The sequence below is a fragment of the Nocardia sp. NPDC127606 genome (assembly GCF_042671725.1).
In the GTDB taxonomy this organism is placed as follows: Bacteria; Actinomycetota; Actinomycetes; order Mycobacteriales; family Mycobacteriaceae; genus Nocardia.
This window is the reverse complement of the sequence record NZ_JBHXWQ010000002.1, coordinates 907,930-921,798: the sequence shown is the minus strand read 5'-3', so window position 1 is coordinate 921,798 and position 13,869 is coordinate 907,930. Positions and strand designations below refer to the sequence as shown.

Annotated in this window: 14 protein-coding genes; 7 read left to right on the top strand and 7 right to left on the bottom strand. The window is 67.2% G+C overall.

Annotated elements, in window-relative coordinates:
• Both sdhA and ACFVJ5_RS14890 read left to right on the top strand, forming a co-directional pair.
• On the top strand, positions 1-1,770 hold the full coding sequence (gene sdhA / locus ACFVJ5_RS14895; protein ID WP_379220442.1) for a succinate dehydrogenase flavoprotein subunit: 1,770 nt from the start codon (positions 1-3) through the stop codon (positions 1,768-1,770).
• Entirely contained in the window at positions 1,770-2,540 is a 771-nt protein-coding gene (locus ACFVJ5_RS14890; protein WP_378635503.1) for a succinate dehydrogenase iron-sulfur subunit, read from the top strand. The genes sdhA and ACFVJ5_RS14890 overlap by 1 nt, the downstream gene beginning before the upstream one ends.
• Positions 2,541-3,026: 486 nt before the next feature.
• Here ACFVJ5_RS14890 and ACFVJ5_RS14885 read toward each other — a convergent pair whose 3' ends face one another.
• The gene (locus tag ACFVJ5_RS14885; RefSeq protein ID WP_379220653.1) at positions 3,027-3,110 is read right to left on the bottom strand and encodes a CxxxxCH/CxxCH domain-containing protein; all 84 of its coding nucleotides are present in this window, start codon (positions 3,108-3,110) and stop codon (positions 3,027-3,029) included.
• Positions 3,111-3,255: 145 nt separating this feature from the next.
• The gene (locus ACFVJ5_RS14880) at positions 3,256-4,146 is read right to left on the bottom strand and encodes a fructosamine kinase family protein (RefSeq protein WP_379220441.1); all 891 of its coding nucleotides are present in this window, start codon (positions 4,144-4,146) and stop codon (positions 3,256-3,258) included.
• A 204-nt stretch (positions 4,147-4,350) separates the two neighbouring features.
• Between ACFVJ5_RS14880 and ACFVJ5_RS14875 the strand changes: the two genes are divergently transcribed.
• The gene (locus ACFVJ5_RS14875) at positions 4,351-5,580 is read left to right on the top strand and encodes a cytochrome P450 (protein WP_379220440.1); all 1,230 of its coding nucleotides are present in this window, start codon (positions 4,351-4,353) and stop codon (positions 5,578-5,580) included.
• Positions 5,581-5,608: 28 nt separating this feature from the next.
• The gene (locus tag ACFVJ5_RS14870; RefSeq protein WP_379220439.1) at positions 5,609-6,325 is read left to right on the top strand and encodes a TetR/AcrR family transcriptional regulator; all 717 of its coding nucleotides are present in this window, start codon (positions 5,609-5,611) and stop codon (positions 6,323-6,325) included.
• A 9-nt stretch (positions 6,326-6,334) separates the two neighbouring features.
• Here ACFVJ5_RS14870 and ACFVJ5_RS14865 read toward each other — a convergent pair whose 3' ends face one another.
• A complete protein-coding gene (locus tag ACFVJ5_RS14865; protein WP_379220438.1) occupies positions 6,335-7,006 on the bottom strand; it encodes a RadC family protein in 672 nt (223 codons plus the stop codon).
• 114 nt (positions 7,007-7,120) lie between these two features.
• A complete protein-coding gene (locus ACFVJ5_RS14860) occupies positions 7,121-7,303 on the bottom strand; it encodes a type II toxin-antitoxin system VapB family antitoxin (protein WP_378635482.1) in 183 nt (60 codons plus the stop codon).
• 246 nt (positions 7,304-7,549) lie between these two features.
• On the opposite strand from ACFVJ5_RS14860, the gene ACFVJ5_RS14855 reads away from it, so the two are divergent.
• Both ACFVJ5_RS14855 and ACFVJ5_RS14850 read left to right on the top strand, forming a co-directional pair.
• Positions 7,550-8,446, top strand: coding sequence for a phenylalanine 4-monooxygenase (locus ACFVJ5_RS14855; RefSeq protein ID WP_379220437.1), 897 nt, complete (start codon positions 7,550-7,552; stop codon positions 8,444-8,446).
• Between the two features lie 141 nt (positions 8,447-8,587).
• On the top strand, positions 8,588-9,283 hold the full coding sequence (locus ACFVJ5_RS14850; RefSeq protein WP_379220436.1) for an ester cyclase: 696 nt from the start codon (positions 8,588-8,590) through the stop codon (positions 9,281-9,283).
• Here ACFVJ5_RS14850 and ACFVJ5_RS14845 read toward each other — a convergent pair whose 3' ends face one another.
• A complete protein-coding gene (locus tag ACFVJ5_RS14845) occupies positions 9,284-9,868 on the bottom strand; it encodes a TetR family transcriptional regulator (protein ID WP_379220435.1) in 585 nt (194 codons plus the stop codon).
• Positions 9,858-11,369 carry a DHA2 family efflux MFS transporter permease subunit gene (locus ACFVJ5_RS14840; protein ID WP_379220434.1) on the bottom strand — a complete coding sequence of 504 codons (1,512 nt, stop codon included), beginning with the start codon at positions 11,367-11,369 and terminating at the stop codon, positions 9,858-9,860. Before ACFVJ5_RS14840 ends, ACFVJ5_RS14845 begins: the two co-directional genes overlap by 11 nt.
• Positions 11,370-11,508: 139 nt before the next feature.
• Between ACFVJ5_RS14840 and ACFVJ5_RS14835 the strand changes: the two genes are divergently transcribed.
• A complete protein-coding gene (locus tag ACFVJ5_RS14835; RefSeq protein WP_379220433.1) occupies positions 11,509-12,816 on the top strand; it encodes a D-alanyl-D-alanine carboxypeptidase family protein in 1,308 nt (435 codons plus the stop codon).
• Positions 12,817-12,832: 16 nt separating this feature from the next.
• On the opposite strand, the gene yhjD is transcribed toward ACFVJ5_RS14835, so the two are convergent.
• Positions 12,833-13,855, bottom strand: coding sequence for an inner membrane protein YhjD (gene yhjD / locus ACFVJ5_RS14830; RefSeq protein WP_379220432.1), 1,023 nt, complete (start codon positions 13,853-13,855; stop codon positions 12,833-12,835).
• Positions 13,856-13,869 lie beyond the last annotated feature (14 nt).

Genomic DNA, 13,869 nt, shown 5'->3' with positions numbered 1-13,869 from the left:
ATGAGTGAATCCCGTCCGATTCAGGAGCATCGCTACGACGTGGTCATCGTCGGCGCCGGTGGCGCGGGCATGCGCGCGGCGATCGAGGCCGGCCCGCGCGCTCGCACCGCGGTCCTGACCAAGCTGTACCCGACCCGTAGCCACACCGGCGCGGCCCAGGGTGGCATGTGCGCCGCGCTGGCCAACGTCGAAGAAGACAACTGGGAATGGCACACCTTCGACACCGTCAAGGGTGGCGACTACCTCGTCGACCAGGACGCCGCGGAGATCATGGCCAAAGAGGCCATCGACGCGGTCATGGACCTGGAGAAGATGGGCCTGCCGTTCAACCGCACGCCCGAAGGCAAGATCGACCAGCGTCGTTTCGGTGGCCACACCCGTGACCACGGCAAGGCGCCCGTGCGTCGCGCGTGTTATGCCGCCGACCGCACCGGTCACATGATCCTGCAGACGCTCTACCAGAACTGCGTCAAGCACGACGTCGAGTTCTACAACGAGTTCTACGTGCTCGACCTGGTGATGACCGAGTCCGATCGTGGCCCCGTCGCCACCGGCGTCGTCGCCTACGAGCTCTCGACCGGCGACATCCACATCTTCCACGCGAAGTCGATCGTGTTCGCCACCGGCGGCTCGGGCCGCATGTACAAGACCACCTCGAACGCGCACACGCTGACCGGTGACGGCATGGCGATCGTGTTCCGCAAGGGCCTGCCGCTCGAGGACATGGAGTTCCACCAGTTCCACCCGACAGGCCTCGCCGGCCTGGGCATCCTCATCTCCGAGGCTGTGCGTGGTGAGGGCGGCATCCTGCGCAACGCCTCCGGTGAGCGCTTCATGGAGCGCTACGCCCCCACCATCAAGGACCTCGCGCCGCGTGACATCGTCGCCCGCTCGATGGTGCTCGAGGTGGCCGAGGGCCGTGGCGCCGGCCCGAACAAGGACTACGTCTACATCGACGTGACCCACCTCGGCGCCGACGTGCTCGAGGAGAAGCTGCCCGACATCACCGAGTTCGCGCGCACCTACCTCGGCGTCGACCCGGTTTCGGAGCTCGTGCCGGTCATGCCGACCTGCCACTACGTGATGGGCGGTATCCCCACCCGCATCCGTGGCGAGGTCCTGCGCAACAACACCGACGTGGTCCCCGGCCTCTACGCCGCCGGTGAGTGCGCGTGCGTGTCGGTGCACGGCGCGAACCGTCTCGGCACCAACTCGCTGCTCGACATCAACGTGTTCGGCCGTCGCGCCGGCATCGCGGCCGCCGAGTACGCCAACCGCACCGAGTTCGTCGAGATGCCGGAGAACCCGTCGCAGATGGTGATGGACTGGCTCGCGCTGATCCTGTCCGACCACGGCAACGAGCGCGTGGCCGACATCCGCACCGAGCTGCAGGCCACGATGGATGCGAACGCGGGCGTGTTCCGCACCGAGGAAACCCTCAAGAAGGTCCTCACCGACATCCACACGCTCAAGGAGCGCTACACCCGGATCACGGTGCAGGACAAGGGCAAGCGCTACAACAGCGACCTGCTCGAGGCCGTCGAGCTGGGCTTCCTGCTCGAGCTGGCCGAGGTCACCGTCGTCGGCGCGCTCAACCGCAAGGAATCGCGTGGCGGCCACGCCCGCGAGGACTACCCGGACCGCGACGACGTGAACTTCATGCGGCACACGATGGCGTACAAGGAGGGCCCGGAGCTCATCTCCGAGATCCGCCTCGACTTCAAGCCGGTGGTGCAGACCCGCTACGAGCCGATGGAGCGTAAGTACTGATGACTGCTGTTATCGAACCCACCAAGCAGAAGCCGGCGCCGGTCCCCGAGGGCTCGGTCATGGTCACCGTCAAGATCGCCCGGTTCAGCACCGAGGACGACAAGGGCGCGCACTGGGACACGTTCCAGGTGCCGGTCCTGCCGACCGACCGCTTCCTCAACGTGCTCATCTACATCAAGTCCTACCTGGACGGCACCCTCACCTTCCGGCGCTCGTGCGCCCACGGTGTGTGTGGCTCCGATGCCATGCGGATCAACGGTGTGAACCGGCTGGCCTGCAAGGTGCTGATGAAGGACATGCTGCCCAAGGGCGACAAGACCCTCACCATGACCGTCGAGCCGATCCGCGGCCTGCCCGTGGAGAAGGACCTCGTGGTCGACATGGAGCCGTTCTTCGACGCGTTCCGCGCCGTGAAGCCCTACCTGATGACCTCGGGTAACGAGCCCACCCGCGAACAGATCCAGAGCCAGGCCGACCGGGCCCGCTTCGATGACACCACCAAGTGCATCCTGTGCGCCTGCTGCACCACGTCGTGCCCCGTGTACTGGACCGACGGCAGCTACTTCGGCCCGGCCGCGATCGTGAACGCCCACCGCTTCATCTTCGACAGCCGTGACGAAGGCGCCCGCGAGCGTCTCGACATCCTCAACGACGTCGAAGGTGTCTGGCGCTGCCGCACCACCTTCAACTGCACCGACGCGTGCCCTCGTGGCATCGAGGTCACCAAGGCGATCCAGGAAGTCAAGCGGGCTCTGCTCTTCACCCGCTGACCTACTCGCTGCACAGGCCGTCCACACCGAAAGGTGGGGGCGGCCTTTGTCGTTGGTCGGCACTTGTGGGGAATGACGACAGGGTGGATAGTGTTACTATCCATAGTAGATAGTGTCAGTATCCATTCTGGGAGTACTTATGATCACCCTCGTCGCTCTGGTCGGCTCGCTCGTCGTCTTTCGCACCCTCGGGGCGCTCGGCGTGACCCGATTCGCCTCGTGGTCCGTCAGCGCCGCCCACGCACTGGCCGTCATGCTGGTGATGACGGGAACCGCGCACTTCATGCCAGCGAGCGTCACCGTGATGCCCAACTACGCCGACATGGTCGCCATGATCCCGCCCTTCGTGCCGTTTCCCGGCTTCATGGTCCTGGCCAGCGGCGTCCTGGAACTTCTCGCCGCCCTCGGCCTGATTCTCACCCGCACCCGCTGGGTCGCGGGCTGGGCCCTGGTTCCACTGTTCCTGCTGCTGTTGCCCGCCAACATCTACGCCGCGCTCAACGACATCCCCTTCGCGGGAGAGCCTGCTTCACCCCTGTGGCAGCGAATCCCGGAGCAGGTCCTGTACATCGGGTTCGCCGTGTGGGCGACCCGTTCGGCACCTCATGTCCTGCCCGTGATGCGGCGACGGGAACCGTTGACGGTCTGAATTCCGATCCACCCGAGGCCGTCACCGTCGAACGATGGTGGCGGCCTCGGCCTTTCCTCGCATGAACTAGAGGTAGTGGGCCGCGGCGTCCAGGACGGCGGTTCGGTAGGAGCGGCCGAAGAGGACGGCGTGGGCCAGGAGGAGGTGGAGTTGGTGGAGGGGGATGCGGGTTTGCCAGTCGGGGGCCAGGGGGTGGACTTCGTTGTAGGCGGCGATGATTCGGGGGAGGTAGGGGGCGCCGCCGAAGAGGGACAGGGTGGCCAGGTCGGTTTCGCGGTGGCCGCCGTGGGCGGCGGGGTCGATCAGCCAGGGGGTGTCGGATGGGCCCCAGAGGATATTGCCGGGCCAGAGGTCGCCGTGGATTCGGGCGGGGGGTTCGGCGGGGGCTTCGATGTGGATTGATTCGAGGTAGGTGGCGTCGGCGGGGTCGAGGGCGCCGGTGTCGACGGCGAGTTTCAGGTACGGCAGAATTCGGCGCTCGCGATACCAAGTGGACCAGTCGTCGCCGGGGGCATTGTCGAGGGGCAGTCCCGCGAGGAAACCCGGAGTGGCAGCGCCGAATTCGGGGGCGCCCGCATCGTGGGTGACCGCCAATCCCGCACCGAATCGTTCGGCGGCAGCAGCGGCGGGCTCGGCATGGTCGACCCACTGCATCAACAGCAGTTCGTCGGTCTGCGCGTACAACTCCGGGACCGCGACCCCACCCGCCTCCCGCAGCCAGCGAAGCCCGTGCGCTTCCGCCGCGAAAAGCCCGGGCGGAGCGGGCGCGGGCTCGGCGGTCGGGGCGGCGGACACCCCGCCGGGCCAGGTCTTCAGGAACAGATGCGTCCCATCGTCGAGCGCGATCCGCTCGGCGACGCTGATCGATCCACCCGCGACAGGCGTCGTCCGCAGCCGCTGATGAGCGAGGAACGTCGGCAGCAGGTGCGGGTTCGCACGCAGAAACGGCAGGTCCACGCCGCCATCTTGCCCAGGACGGCCGGTGGTGGTCGGCGAATCGGGAGATCCCGGGCCCGGCTCACGCGTCCCGAGCCCATCGACCCAGTTTGTGAACGGGTATTACTAAACACTGTTCATAAACAGCGTCGACGTGGTTTCATCGTGGAGAACGTGTTCCACATCACGGTGCGACATCCGCGCACCGGATCGAAGGAGGCTGCCGTGACCAGCACAAACATCCCCGCGGGATTCGATTTCACCGATCCCGATCTCCTCGCCAGCCGCTTGCCGATCGAGGAGTTCGCGCAGTTGCGGCGCACCGCGCCGGTCTGGTGGTGCGCGCAGCCCGACCGCGCCAGCGGGTTCGACGACGGCGGGTACTGGGTGGTGTCCAAACTGGCCGACATCAAGGAGATCTCGAAGAATCCGGAGGACTTCTCCTCGCACGAGAACACGGCGATCATCCGGTTCAACGAGGAGACCACGCGCGAGCAGATCGACATGCTCGGCAACATGCTCATGCTGAACCTGGATCCGCCGCAGCACACCAAGATCCGGCGCATCGTGTCGAAGGGATTCACCCCGCGCGCGGTGGAGAACCTGCGGGCCGCGCTCACCGAGCGGGCCGAGAAGATCGTGTGGGAGGCCAAGAAGTCCGGTCGCGGCGACTTCGTCGAGCAGATCGCGTGCGAGCTGCCGCTGCAGGCCATCGCCGAGCTGATCGGCGTGCCGCAGGAGGACCGCATGAAGCTGTTCGACTGGACCAACCAGATGATCTCCTACGACGATCCGGAATTCGAGGGCAACCACCACACCGCGACCGCCGAGGTGATGGGCTACGCCTGGAACATGGCCGAACAGCGCCGCGGCTGTCCGGCCTCCGACATCGTCACCCAGCTGGTCAACGCCGACGTCGACGGTGAGCACCTCGGTTCGGACGAGTTCGCGTTCTTCGTCATCCTGCTCGCGGTGGCGGGCAACGAGACCACCCGCAATTCGATCACCCACGGCATGAAGGCCTTCGTGGACAACCCCGATCAGTGGGAGCTGTACAAGGAGCAGCGTCCGCGCACCGCGCCCGACGAGATCGTGCGCTGGGCGACGCCGGTGACCGCGTTCCAGCGCACCGCGACGCGCGACCTGGAACTGGGCGGGCAGCAGATCAAGAAGGGCCAGCGGATCGGATTGTTCTACAGCTCGGCCAATTTCGACGAGGGCGCCTTCGCCGACCCGTTCCGGTTCGACGTCCTGCGCGATCCCAACCCGCACGTCGGCTTCGGCGGCACCGGAACGCACTACTGTGTCGGCGCGAATCTGGCCCGCCTGGAGATCGATCTGATGTTCAATGCCATTGCCGACGCGATGCCGAACCTGCGCCAGGTCTCCGATCCGGTGCGGCTGCGCAGCGGCTGGCTGAACGGCATCAAGCGGTGGGAAGTCGAATACGCTTGAACCGACACAGGATCGAAGGGGTGGCCGCTTGACGGGCAAGGCGCGTGGCCGTGCGCCTGTCGTGACCGATGCCGATATCCGGCGGGTCACGCGGGCGTTGCTGGCCGAGCAAGGCCCCGATTCGGTCACCCTGCGGGCGATCGCGCGCGAACTCGGCGTCACCGCGCCCGCGCTGTACCGGCACTATTCGTCGCGCGACGAACTGATCGAGCGGATGCGGGTGGAGTTCTGCGCCGATCTGGCCGAGTTCCTCTCGACCGAGATCGAGCCGCTGCCCGACGACGGCGCGGTGCAGTTCCTGGCCATCTGCCGGGGCTTCCGGCACTGGGCGCTGGCGAATCCCAGGGAATTCACCCTGGTGTTCGCCTCGCCCACCTCGGGGCGGTCGATGATGCGCCGCTTCGACGAACCCTTCGGCCGGATCTTCCTCGCCGCGGCGGGCGGGCTGCTGGCCAACTTCGAGATCGCCACCCCACCGGGCGAGACCATCCCGGCCGCGCTGCGCGAGGACCTCATCGGCTTCCAGACCGAACTGCTCGCCATGCTCTCGGAGTCGGGACAGAAGTTCCCCGCCGAGAAGCTGGACCTGGGCGTGACGTACCTGATGGTGCAGATCTGGGCCCGGCTGTTCGGCCACGTCACTCTCGAGGTGTTCGGCAACTACCCGATCCCCTTGGCCGACCCGGAGATCATGTTCGACGCCATGCTCGCGGATCTGGCTCGCACCACCGGTTTCGCCGGCTGAGCGCACCGCTCAAGGGAAAGGCGGTGCGGTGGACCAGGTTTCGCCCGCGACCACGATGTGGTCGAGGTAGCGCAGGCCGACCGTGCGGGCGGCTTGGTGGAGCAGGGTGCTGGCTCGGCGGTCGTCGGGGCTGGGGGCCGGGTCGCCGGAGGGGTGGTTGTGGACCACGGCGAAGGCTCGGCCGTCGTGGCGCAGGACGGTATTGAGGATTTCCCGGACGGGGACGGCTACGTGGTCGATGGCGCCTTCGGCGACGAAAGCGCGGTGGCGCAGACGGTTCTGAGTGTCGCAGACGAGCACGAGAAGCCGCTCTACGCGGGCGCCCGCGAAGAGCGGGATCGCCACTGCCGCGATGTCTTCGGGGGTGGTGAGCTGAGGTAGCGAATCGGTGGGCGTGCGTGAGCGGGTGCCGAGGTGGAAAGCCGCGACGACCGTGGCGGCTCTGGCCGGGCCGATGCCCGCGCGGGCGGCCAGTTCTTCGGGGCGGGCGGCGGAGAGTGCGGCCAATCCGCCGTAGTCGCAGATCAATTGGGCGGCGACCTCCAACGCGGATCGGCCGCGAGTCCCCTGACCGAGCAGCAGCGCCAGTAGCTCGCCGTCGCTGAGCGCGTGCGGACCGAGCATGAGCAGCCGCTCGCGCGGGCGTTGGGCGACAGGCAAACTCGCGATCGGAACCGACATCGTTTCCCCCTGCGGATCGGTGACTGACTGTCGATGATCGCAGGGGGTACCGACAAGTCCGGACTACCCCTCGGCCACCACAACGGTGACGAAACCCGAACCCGGATCCACCCGCTAGGTGGGCTCCGCGCTGAAGACCGAATCGGCCATCAGCCGTTCCAAATTGCGAAGCTGGCGTTCGTGCACCACGATGCGGCGCAGCGCCTCGTTGACGGTGGCATTGCTGTCGGCGGTGCCCATAATGTCGGCGGCAGCGGCCAGCAGGCGCTGATCGAGATCTATTCGCAGGTTGCGCACGCATCCTCCTCTTCTACGATCGCAATCTTGCGTGATGGCCGCTCGGCTCGTCGGCTAATTCACCGCGTCGTTACCGAAACCACGCGTTCGCAAGTCCGCACAGCGACGGTGGGCATCGGACAGCAAGCACACAGAAAACACAGTTCACCGCCGGAATCCGACGGTGACCAACCCTGCAACTGTGCAGTTTGCGTAGTTGTCGGCGTGGTTGTTGTCGCGACGGGAATGCGGTGCTTGCCTGGAGTCATGTTCACCGAGGCCCAGCTCTACTCGCCGGTGACGCGCGAGCGTGACGGCGATGTGACGGTGCATCTGAGCGATGACCACCCCGGCGTGCACGACGAGCACTACCGCGCGCGCCGCAACGCCATCGCCGCGCTCGCACTCGACTACTCCCCCGGCGCCCCCGTACCCCACATCGACTACACCGACGACGAGCAGCGGGTATGGCGGATCGCCTCGGCGGAGCTGGCCCGCAAGCACGAGATCTACGCCTGCCGTGAGGTCAGGGAGGCAGCCGACAATCTCGCCCTCCCGCGTGATCACATCCCGCAGCTCGACGAGGTGTCACGGCTGCTCACCCCCCTCACCGGTTTTCGGTACGCGCCCGCCGCCGGCCTCGTTCCGCTGCGCGAGTTCTTCGGTTCGTTCGCCGGGCGCACCTTCCACTCCACCCAGTACATCCGCCACCATTCCGCCCCGCTGTACACCCCGGAACCCGACGCGATCCACGAGATCATCGGCCACGCCAACCAGATCGCCAGCCCACGGTTCTCGGTGCTGTACGAGACGGTCGGCGCCGCGGTGGCGCGGCTGGAGACCGACAGCGCGCTGAAATTCCTCGCCGATGTCTTCTGGTTCTCACTCGAGTTCGGCGTGGTCAGAGAGAACGACGAAATCCGTTGCTATGGCGCCGGACTGCTGTCGTCCTATGGCGAGATCGACGAATTCCGGCACGCGCGGTTACGTCCGCTCGATGTCGCGGAGATGGGCACCATCGCCTACGACATCACCCATTACCAGCCGGTGCTGTTCTGCGCGGATTCGGTGGATCAGATCGTCGGCGTGCTCGGCGAATTCTTCGCGACCATGGATGACGAAACACCGGCCAGGCTCGGTCACCCCACCCAGGCTGTCTCATAGCTATCTCCGAAAACCTTGTTACAGAACACAGTTCAACTTTTTGTGTTTCTCACTTGTTGAGACCCGACACGCGCGACCGATGCGCGACTGTTACCTTCGACCCGTTCTTCGAGCTTTTTGAAAGGGTCGGGTAGACCGAAAATGACTGTGGACGCGACAGATACGCAGGCCGAGCAGAACCCGGAACCGGAGGCGCCCCTGTGGCTGCAGGGCCGGGAAGCCGTGATCGCCGCCGCGGCGCCGGAGGAATGGCGCGGCAACGTTCCCGACTACGAACTGAGCCACGAGGTGATCCCGCGCGAGCGCAGCGTCGAGCACGCGCCCGGTTCACTCGAGGCGATCGTCGAGGACCTGGTGAAGGTCTTCGAGATGGAGGTCTCGCACAAGGCCGACCCCGCGACATGGCTGTCGGTGGTGGCCGATCAGTACCGCGGCCGGGTCAACGGCGGGACGTGGCAGGACGCCGAGGAGTTCGCTCGTATCGGCAGCTACAACATCCTGATCGGCGACAACCCGTACTACGACGCCGAGAACGAGACCTTCGATTCCTCGCACCACATCTTCCACACCGCCTTCCCCGGCGGGTTCTTCTGGGAGGTCCAGGAAGTGCTGTCGGGCCCGCCGTCGGTGAGCTTCCGCTGGCGGCACTGGGGCAAGTTCGAGGGCGAGTACAAGGGCCACCAGCCCACCGGTGAGCAGATCGAGATGTTCGGTGTGACCATCGCGCGCGTCAGCGAGGATCTGCGCATTCTCGAGCTGGAGCACTTCTATGACAACAACAAGCTGCTCGGCCCGCTGGCGCACGGCTGCCCGGTGCAGCACGGCAAGTCGGAGTAATCAGGCCTGATCGTCGAACGGCAGGCCCGCCTGCAGGAATGTCAGGGCGGCACTGACGTTGGTGACATTCATCGGAGTGGCGGGCGCGATGGCGAGCATGGAGCCGATCATCGCGCCCGCGGCTACCCGCACATCGAAATCGTCCGCGGACCGACCCGTGTAGTCGGCCAGCATCTGGGCAGCGAGTTCGATACTGCGCAGAAATTCCAAACCGATCGCCGAGCGTAGTTCCGGCACGTGGAACAGCAGCGCCTGCCGTTCCTGCTCGAAGGCGAGGTCGGCGGGCGACATCCTGCCGAACACCGCCGCGGTCGCGGTGCGGATGGCGGTGATCGGATTCAGGCCGCGCGGGAGCGTGGCCAGCTCCTCGATCATCACCGGGTCCTGGTCGTCGGCGATGACCAGCTGTTCCTTGGTCGGGAAGTAGCGGAAGAAGGTGCTGGGCGAGACCTCGGCCGCCGCCGCGATCTGCTCCACCGTGGTCTCGGTGTAGCCCTGTTCCCGGAACAGCCGGAACGCCTCGACCCTGATGGTTCGGCGGGTCCGCTCCTTCTTCCGCTCGCGTAGCGACATCTCAACCGACATGTATCGATTCTGCCGCATCCGAGGCGGTAACCGGTGCCGTCGGTCGCCGCAGCCACAGCGCGGTCACCAGTCCGGCGAGCAGACACACCGCCGCGCACAGCCCGAGCATGGTGTCCATGCCCGCCACGAAGGCCTGCTGCACCTGCGCCAGCATCGCCGGATCACCGGCCTCGCGCGCGAGAGCGGCGCCCGCGTTGACACCGTCGGAGATCGGCGCGCGGTCGAGCGCGCCGAGCTCGGCCCGGTAGCGGGTGGCCAGCACGGTGCCGAGCACCGCGACGCCGATGGTGCCGCCCGCCTGCCGAAGTGCTTGCAGCAGTGCCGAACCCGAGCCCGAACGTTCGGCGGTCAGTTCACCCATGGCCAAGCCGACCGCGGCGGGCATCACCAGGCCCATCCCGGCACCGAGCACCGTCGTCCACAGCGCGGTGAGCCAGTAACCGCTCTCGACCGTGGTGAACGCGCCGAGTCCGAGGCCACCCGCGAGCACGAGCAGCCCGGCCGTGATCACCACCCGTACGCCGAGCCGGGGCAGCGCCACGTCGACCAGTCTGCTGCCGATCACGAGTCCACCGATCAACGGCAGCAGCCGCAGTCCGCTGCCGAGCGCGTCGACACCGAGCACGGCCTGGAAGTACTGCGGGACGGTGAAGAACATGCCGAACATGGCGAAGCTGACCAGGATCGAGATCGCGGTACCCCACCGGAAGCCGGGCGCGGCGAACAGTGCGAGGTCGATCAGCGGATGCTCGGTGCGGCGCTGCCACCACAGGAACAGGGCCAGCGTCGCCACTCCGGCCGCGACGACGAGCCAGCCGAGCAGGTCGCCCCAGCCGCGTTCGCCGATCCGGATGAACCCATAGGTCAGCCCGAGCATGCCTGCCGCCGAGAGCAGCGCGCCGAGCAGATCGACGCGAAAGATGCTGTCACTGCGCGATTCCGGTACCAGGGTGGCGACGGCCAGCGCGCCGATGACGACCAGCGGCACATTGATCAGGAACACCGATCCCCACCAGAAGTGCTGCAGCAGCCAGCCGCCGAGGATCGGGCCGAGCGGTAGTCCGATGGCGGTCGAGGTGACCCAGATCGTCAGCGCGCGTTGCCGTTCGGCGGGGTCGGTGAACAGCACCGGCAGCACCGACATCGACAGCGGCACCAGCGCGGCGGCGGCGACGCCGAGCACCACCCGCGCCACGATCAGCTGGCCGGCGGACGCGGCGAACGCGCAGCCCACCGAGGCCACGCCGAACAGCACCAGCGCGGCCAGCAGCACCTTCTTGCGTCCGTACCGGTCGCCGAGCGCGCCCGCGGGCAGCATCAGCGCGGCCAGAGCCAGCGTGTAGGCGCTGCTGAACCATTGCAGCGCAGCGGTATTCGCATCCAGGTCCACCGCGAGCGTCGGGATGGCGACCGTGAGCACGGTGACGTCGAGTCCGATGGTGAGCATCGCCACGGCAAGCGCGCCGAGCGCGAGCCAGCGGCGGGTATCTTCCGTCCGCATATCTCCTCCAAAATGATAGCTACTACTTTTTGATAGTAACTCCCATTTGCTAGTTCATGTCAATACCTTGTTCGCGTCCGGCCGGTCAGCTCCTGGACCGGCGAACGCGCCACGGCAGCGACTACTAGGCTGCGAGGCGATGAGGATTCGTGAAGTCGGCCTGCGCGCCGCATACCTTCTCGGCGCTGCCGTCACCGTCACCGCTCTCGCAGTCGCTCCCGCCTTCGCCGTCCCCGCCACCGACGGGCCACCGGTCGGCGGTTCGAGCACGACCACCACACCCCCGTTCACCACGCCGAACACCGACGACTGCCCCCAGAAGACGCAGCCGCCCGCGCCGATCGACACCTCGGAGGTGCCTGCGCCCGGCGAACCGACACCGACCCAGCTCCCCGTCCCCTCCCCCGCCGTCGGCGGTCAGCGGATGAGCGACTGCGGCGTGATCGTGCCCGACGGCGCGCCCCCGGTGCCCGCCGAGATCTCGGCGACCGCGTGGATGGTCTCCGACCTCGACACCGGTCGCGTGCTCGCCGCCAAGGATCCGCACGGCCGCTACCGCCCCGCCAGCACCATCAAGGTCGCCCTGGCCATCGTCGCGCTGCGCAGCCTGGATCTGGACAAGATCGTCGTCGGCACCCAGGCCGACGCCGATGTCGACGGCACCCGGGTCGGCATCGGACCCGGCGGCCGCTACACCAACCGCCAGCTCATGCAGGCCCTGATCATGTGCTCGGGCAACGACGCCGCGCACGCCATCGCCACCCAGCTCGGCGGCGACAAGGCGGCCGTGGCGAAGATGAACGAGGTGGCGAAGTCGTTGCGCGCGTTGGACACTCGCGCGGCGACGCCGTCCGGCCTCGACGGCCCCGGCATGAGCACCTCGGCCTACGACCTGTCGGTGCTGTTCCGCGAGGCGATGAACATCCCCCTGTTCGCCGAACTGATCCACACCGAGCAGGTGGACTTCCCCGGCTTCCCCGCCGACCCCAAGATCCCCGACGACAAGGACCACCCCGGCTTCCCGATCGCCAACGACAACCAGCTGCTCTACAACTACGCGGGCGCGATCGGCGGCAAGACCGGTTTCACCGACGACGCCCGTCAAACCTTCGTCGCCGCCGCCGAACGCGACGGCCACCGCCTGGTCGTCACCCTGCTCAAGGCCGACGTGCGCCCGATCCGACCCTGGGAGCAGGCCGCGCGGCTGCTGGACTACGGTTTCGCCCTCGACACCGACGCCAGGATCGGCAAGCTGCCCGAATCAGGCAGCGAGGCAGTACAACCCAGCGTTCCGCTGGCCTCACCCCCACCGCGCGCCGACGGTACCCAGGCCGACCCGGTCCGACCGGCACACCAGGGCGCCCGCATCGCCACCCTGATCGGCGGCCCGGTGCTGATCCTCGTGCTGCTGCTCTGGGCGCGCAGGGCTTTCCGGCGCAGGCGCTGACACCGAAAACCGGGCGCTACCGCCGTTTACCGGCCAGCATCAAGGCGAGCGCCGCCACAGCTCCCGCCCCGAAGTAAGCGGCGCCGGCGCCGGTCGACATCCCGTGCTCGACCACCCGAGGCCGGATGACCACCGCGTCCGGCGGCGCGACCGTGGCAGCACGCTCGTTGTCCGACGACGTCGCCGCCCACGCCGTCGCGAACAGCAGGATCCGATAGGACATGTAGCTGAACACCATCAGGCCGATGATCGACCCGAACGTCGCCCCCACCGGGCTGGACAGCACCGCCCGCAGATAGATCGCAGCGATGATCTTGAAGATCTCGAAGGCCACCGCCGCCAGCACCGCCGCCCGCGCCGCGCTGCGCAACGACACCGGCTCGCGCGGCAGCCGCGCGATCATCCACGCGAACACCGCCCACGACGCGAGCAATCCGAGCGCGATCGAAACCAGCCGCAACACCAGACCCGCCCCGGGTAGATGATCCGCCCCCAGCAGCTCGAGCACCCCCTTGCCCAACCCGCTCGCCGAGACCGCCGACAAACCGAGCGACACCACGAAGGCAAAGCCGAGACCGATCAACGCACCGATATCCGACAGTTTGGCCAGCCACCACGGCTTGTCGGGGCTGTGACTGGCCCACTGCTCGGTGAGCGCGGCCCGCAGGTTGGCGATCCAGCCGAGCCCGGTATAGAGCCCGACCAGCAAGCCGATGACGCCGACCGTGCCGCGGGAATTGATCGCCTGTTCGATGAGGTCGTTGATCTGGGTGCCGAAGGAGCTGGGAATCTTCTCGACGACCTTGTCCTGCAACTCGGTCAGCAGGTCGGGGTGTCCGGCCAGAACGAAACCGGCCACCGAGAACGCCACCATCAGCAGCGGAAACAGCGACAGCACAGTGAAATACGTGATGCCCGCCGCGAAGAAGTCACCGCGCTGGCTCTGGAACCGCCCACCGGCCCTGACCAGATGATCCAGCCAGGGCCTGCGCCCGATCTGCTTCTCGACGGCTGTCGAGATGTTGTCGATCAACTGCATGACACGCGCCCCTT

Excerpts from the sequence above, each read along its gene's own strand:
- sdhA (WP_379220442.1), top strand. The coding sequence starts at position 1 with ATGAGTGAATCCCGTCCGATTCAGGAGCATCGCTACGACGTGGTCATC.
- ACFVJ5_RS14890 (WP_378635503.1), top strand. The coding sequence starts at position 1,770 with ATGACTGCTGTTATCGAACCCACCAAGCAGAAGCCGGCGCCGGTCCCC.
- ACFVJ5_RS14885 (WP_379220653.1), bottom strand. The coding sequence starts at position 3,110 with ATGTACAGGACCTGCTCCGGGATTCGCTGCCACAGGGGTGAAGCAGGC.
- ACFVJ5_RS14865 (WP_379220438.1), bottom strand. The coding sequence starts at position 7,006 with ATGTCGGTTCCGATCGCGAGTTTGCCTGTCGCCCAACGCCCGCGCGAG.
- ACFVJ5_RS14855 (WP_379220437.1), top strand. The coding sequence starts at position 7,550 with ATGTTCACCGAGGCCCAGCTCTACTCGCCGGTGACGCGCGAGCGTGAC.
- ACFVJ5_RS14850 (WP_379220436.1), top strand. The coding sequence starts at position 8,588 with ATGACTGTGGACGCGACAGATACGCAGGCCGAGCAGAACCCGGAACCG.
- ACFVJ5_RS14845 (WP_379220435.1), bottom strand. The coding sequence starts at position 9,868 with ATGTCGGTTGAGATGTCGCTACGCGAGCGGAAGAAGGAGCGGACCCGC.
- ACFVJ5_RS14840 (WP_379220434.1), bottom strand. The coding sequence starts at position 11,369 with ATGCGGACGGAAGATACCCGCCGCTGGCTCGCGCTCGGCGCGCTTGCC.
- ACFVJ5_RS14835 (WP_379220433.1), top strand. The coding sequence starts at position 11,509 with ATGAGGATTCGTGAAGTCGGCCTGCGCGCCGCATACCTTCTCGGCGCT.
- yhjD (WP_379220432.1), bottom strand. The coding sequence starts at position 13,855 with ATGCAGTTGATCGACAACATCTCGACAGCCGTCGAGAAGCAGATCGGG.